Annotated in this window: 5 protein-coding genes; 3 read left to right on the top strand and 2 right to left on the bottom strand. The window is 64.3% G+C overall.

The window, feature by feature from the left end; all coding sequences use genetic code 11:
- The 3 genes from AC1D1P_RS15095 to AC1D1P_RS15085 all read left to right on the top strand — a co-directional run.
- A partial coding sequence (locus AC1D1P_RS15095; protein WP_477673546.1) for a tautomerase family protein occupies positions 1 to 72 on the top strand: 72 nt, incomplete at its 5' end.
- Positions 73 to 89: 17 nt separating this feature from the next.
- Positions 90 to 1577 carry an MFS transporter gene (locus AC1D1P_RS15090; RefSeq protein ID WP_477673545.1) on the top strand — a complete coding sequence of 496 codons (1488 nt, stop codon included), beginning with the start codon at positions 90 to 92 and terminating at the stop codon, positions 1575 to 1577.
- A gap of 1 nt (position 1578) precedes the next feature.
- Positions 1579 to 2373: a class II glutamine amidotransferase gene (locus AC1D1P_RS15085; protein ID WP_477673544.1), complete on the top strand. Its 795-nt coding sequence runs from the start codon at positions 1579 to 1581 to the stop codon at positions 2371 to 2373.
- A gap of 30 nt (positions 2374 to 2403) precedes the next feature.
- Here the strand turns inward: AC1D1P_RS15085 and gshB are convergent, their stop codons facing one another.
- Both gshB and AC1D1P_RS15075 read right to left on the bottom strand, forming a co-directional pair.
- Complete coding sequence (gene gshB / locus AC1D1P_RS15080) at positions 2404 to 3369, bottom strand: glutathione synthase (protein ID WP_477670706.1); 966 nt, start codon at positions 3367 to 3369, stop codon at positions 2404 to 2406.
- Positions 3366 to 4491: benzoate/H(+) symporter BenE family transporter (locus AC1D1P_RS15075; RefSeq protein ID WP_477673543.1), on the bottom strand; the 1126-nt coding region annotated here is incomplete at its 5' end. The genes AC1D1P_RS15075 and gshB, both read right to left, overlap by 4 nt.

Here is a 4491-nt window from a genome sequence, read left to right as displayed (position 1 = left end):
ATTCTGATCACCGACATCAAGCGCGAAAACTGGGCGACCGGCGGTAAGCTCTGGTCCGAGCCGAGAGACTGACGACGGACACCCGGGCCATGCCCGCATCCCTTGCCGGCCTGCAGGCGCGCCACGGTCCGCGTTACCGGTGGTTGCTGCTGCTGTCCGTCATGATCGGCACGATGGCTTCCATCATGTCGTCGACCATCGTGAACGTGGCGATTCCCGACATGAGCCACTACTTCACGCTGGGGCAGGAGCGCGCGCAGTGGGTGAGTTCGGGCTTTATGGTGGCCATGACGGTCTCCATGCTGACCACGCCCTGGCTGCTTTCGCGCTACGGCTATCGCCGCACCTATGTGGGCACCATGGTGCTGCTGATGGCCGGCGGCATTGTGGGCGGTCTGGCCAACAGCTTTGGGCTGGTGCTGGGTTCGCGCGTGGCCGAGGGCCTGGCGGCCGGTGTGGTGCAGCCGATTCCCGCGATCATCATCATGCGGGCCTTCGGGCCACACGAGCAGGGGCGCGCCAGCGGCCTCTTCGGCATGGGCGTGGTGCTGGCGCCGGCGCTGGGCCCCAGCGTGGGCGGTGTGCTGGTCGACCTGTTTGGCTGGCGCTCCATTTTCTTCATGGTGGTGCCGCTGTGCCTGGTGTCGCTGTGGATGGCCTACCGCTACGTGCCCGACACCGCGCCGGGCGGCGTGGAGCCCAACCGCAACGGCGCGATGATCGACTGGCGCGGCCTGTTGCTGGGCGCGGTGGGCACGCTGTGCCTGCTCAACGGCATGGTCGAGCTGCACGGCGCCGGGCGCGCGCATGCCTTTGTATTGCTGGGCGCCGCGCTGGCGGCGCTGGCCGCATTCATCTGGTGGCAACGCCGCCTGGCGGCTTCGGGCGGTGCACCGCTGATGAACCTGGCGCTCTTTGGCTACCGGCCTTTTGCCATGGGCAGCATCGTCGCTTTCATATACGGCACCGCGCTGTTTGGCTCCACCTACCTGCTGCCGGTGTACCTGCAACTGGGCTTGAATCTCTCGGCCTCGCACGTCGGCACCATCCTGCTGCCCGCGGGCCTGGTGTTGGCCGCCACGATTGCGGGCGTAGGCCGGCTGGCGGACAAACACCCGACCTGGCTGCTGGTCAGCACGGGGCTGGCTTTGCTGGCAGCCTCGTTTGCATTGATGCTCACGGTGAACCTGGCTTCGGGGCTCTGGATGCTGGTGATGTGGGCCACGCTGGGGCGTATCGGGCTGGGTTTTATCCTGCCTTCGCTCAACCTCGGGTCGCTCCGGCCCCTGCATGAGCATCTGTTATCGCAGGGCGCAAGTGCCATCAACTTCCTGCGCATGCTGGGCGGCGCGATCGGTGTGAGCCTGTGCGGCATCGTGCTGGAGTGGCGGCTTGCGGCCCATGGCGATTCGCTGGCCAACGCCACCAGCAGCCCGGCGYGGCTGGCTGCTTTCAATGAAGCCTTCCTGATGCTGGCCGCCCTTTGCATACTGGCCGTGGTGGCCGCATGGCAGCTTCGCGTGCCGGCTCCCGCCCAGCCTGACAACTTACCGAATAACAAGCAGGAAGCGGACTGACATGTGCCAACTTCTCGGCATGAACTGCAATGCGCCAACGGATGTGACCTTCAGTTTCAGGGGCTTCGCGCAGCGGGGCGGCCACACCGACCACCATGCCGACGGCTGGGGCATCGCTTTTTTTGAGGGCGACGACAGAGTGGCCGGCGGCAGCGACCGCGGCCTGCGCCATTTTGTCGACCACCAGCCGGCCTGCAGTTCACCGGTGGCCGAGCTGATCAGCCGCTACCCGATCAAAAGCCGCAACGTCATCTCACACATCCGCAAGGCCACGCAGGGACGTGTCGCGCTGGAGAACTGCCACCCCTTTGTGCGCGAGCTGTGGGGCCGCTACTGGGTGTTTGCCCACAACGGCGACCTGAAAGATTTTTCGCCCCGCCTGCACGGCAGCTTCCGGCCCGTCGGCACCACTGACAGTGAGCGCGCTTTTTGCTGGATCATGCAGGAGATGGCCAAGTCTCACGCGGGCGTTCCCAGCGTGCAGGAGCTGAGCATCACGCTGCGTGAGCTTGCGGCGCACATCGCCACCCACGGCACCTTCAACTTTTTGCTCAGCAACGGCCAGGCCTTGTGGGCGCACGCGTCCACCAACCTCTATTACGTAGAGCGCAAGCACCCCTTTGCGCATGCCACGCTGAGCGACGAGGATGTGAGCGTGAATTTTGCCGAGCACACCAGGCCGACCGACCGCGTCGCCGTGGTGGTCACGGCGCCGCTCACTACCAATGAAAACTGGACCTCATTTGCGCCCGGGGAACTCAAGGTGTTTGAAGGCGGCGCACTCATCGCCGCCTGACAGCTGCTGCCCGCTTGTGCGATCAGGCCGTCAGGCGCCGGCTGTCGTGAGGGCCGACTCCAGTGCGTCAATGAACATGGCCGCCACGTCAAAACCGGCCTGGTCGTGGATTTCCTGGAAGCAGGTCGGGCTGGTCACATTGATCTCGGTCACATAGTCGCCGATCACGTCGACGCCGGCCAGCAGCAGGCCGCGCGCGGCCAGCACCGGGCCCAGCGCTTCGGCAATTTCAAAATCCCGCTTTGAGAGCGGCTGCGCCACACCCACGCCGCCGGCTGCCAGATTGCCGCGCACTTCGCTGCCTTGGGGAATGCGCGCCAGGCTGAAAGGAACCGGTTTTCCCCCGATGACCAGCACGCGCTTGTCGCCCTTGACGATCTCGGGCAAAAATTTCTGCACCATCACGCTTTCGGCGCCGTTCCTGTTCAGTGTTTCGGTGATGCTGCCCAGATTCAGGCCGTCTTCCTTCACGCGGAAGATGCCCATGCCGCCCATGCCATCCAGCGGTTTGAGGATGATGTCCTTGTGCTCGGCATGAAAGCGCTTGATGTCGGCCGCACTTCGCGTGACCAGCGTCGGGCCGCTGAATTGCGCAAACTCGAGGATGGCAAGCTTTTCAGGATGGTCGCGCAAGGCGGCAGGCTTGTTGAAGACCCTGGCGCCTTCGCGCTCGGCCTGCTCCAGCAGGTGCGTGCTGTAAAAGTATTCGCTGTCAAAAGGCGGGTCCTTGCGCATGACCGCCGCATCAAAACCCGCAATGGCTTCGCGGCCGTCGGGCCGGGCGGCATCGGCCGTGAACCACACATCTGCGTCGCCTGTCAGCGTGATGTGGCGCACCTGGGCTGTGACTTTCGCACCGGTCTCCCAGCTCATGTCGGCCGGCTCGCAGGCGCTGACGCGGTGCCCGCGCCGCTGCGCCTCCCGCATCATGGCAAAGGTGGTGTCCTTGTAAATCTTGAATGACTCGAGCGGATCGGCAACAAAAAGAAGATTCATGGTGTGGAACGTGTCCCAGGGTTTGGCGCCGCCCCGGAGCGGGCTTCCCGGCGCTGTTGGCCGTATTGTTGTACAAAGAGCGCAATCGCGCCCGCGACGACACCCCAAAAGGCCGAGCCCACACCGGCTATTACGACGCCCGACAAGGTGACGAGAAAAGTGATAAGCGCCGCTTCCCGGTGCGATTCCTCCTTCACCGCCGCGGCCAGGCCGTTGCCGATGGTACCCAGCAGCGCCAGCCCGGCAATGGCCACGACCAGCTCTTTTGGGAAAGCTGTCAGCAGGCCGGTGATCGCTGCGCCGAATATGCCGATCACGATGTAGATCGCGCCGCAGCATACGGTCGCGGTGTAGCGCCTGGCGGGGTCCTCATGCGCTTCCCGGCCCATGCAGATGGCCGCCGTGATGGCGCTCAGGTTGAGGGCAAACGCGCCAAAAGGCGCCAGCACCAGCGTGGTCAGGCCGCTCAGCGTGATGATTTTTGACACCGGAATGCCGCCGTCCGGACTGTCCGGCCCATAACCGGCGGCGTGGATGGCTGCCACGCCCGGCAGATTCTGCGAAGCCATGGTCACCACAAACAGCGGAATGGCCAGGCTGACAATGGCGGCCAGTGTGAACTTCGGCATCACGAACACCGGCATCGCCAACGAAAAAGCGACCCCAGACCACGCCAGTTGCCCGCGCGCAGCGACAAACACAATGGCTCCGACCAGCGTCAGCACTACCGCATAGCGCGGCATCAACCGCTTGCCCAATAAGTAGATCGCCAGCATCAGCAGCACCAAAGGCAAAGCCGTTTGAGCTGCCGCAAAGGCCTGGATGCCGAAGCGCGCAAGCACACCCGCCAGCAACGCGGAGGCGATGGCCACAGGAATGCGGTTCATGACTTTTTCAAACCAGCCGGTGATGCCGAACAAGGTGATGAGCGCCGCGCTGAYCATAAATGCCGCAACCGCCTCTCCCATCGAGAAACCGCCAGCCAGCCCTGCAGTGGCCAGCACGGCGGCACCCGGTGTGGACCAGGCCACCATCACCGGCTTTTTCAACCACAACGACGGCACAAGAGAGCACAAACCCATGCCGATGCCGAGCGCCCACATCCACGAGGCAATCTCGGCA

This window comes from Polaromonas sp. P1_E1_2 (genome assembly GCF_056406035.1).
This window is presented reverse-complemented; position numbering and strand designations above follow the sequence as displayed.

Excerpts from the sequence above, each read along its gene's own strand:
- AC1D1P_RS15085 (WP_477673544.1), top strand. The coding sequence starts at position 1,579 with ATGTGCCAACTTCTCGGCATGAACTGCAATGCGCCAACGGATGTGACC.
- gshB (WP_477670706.1), bottom strand. The coding sequence starts at position 3,369 with ATGAATCTTCTTTTTGTTGCCGATCCGCTCGAGTCATTCAAGATTTAC.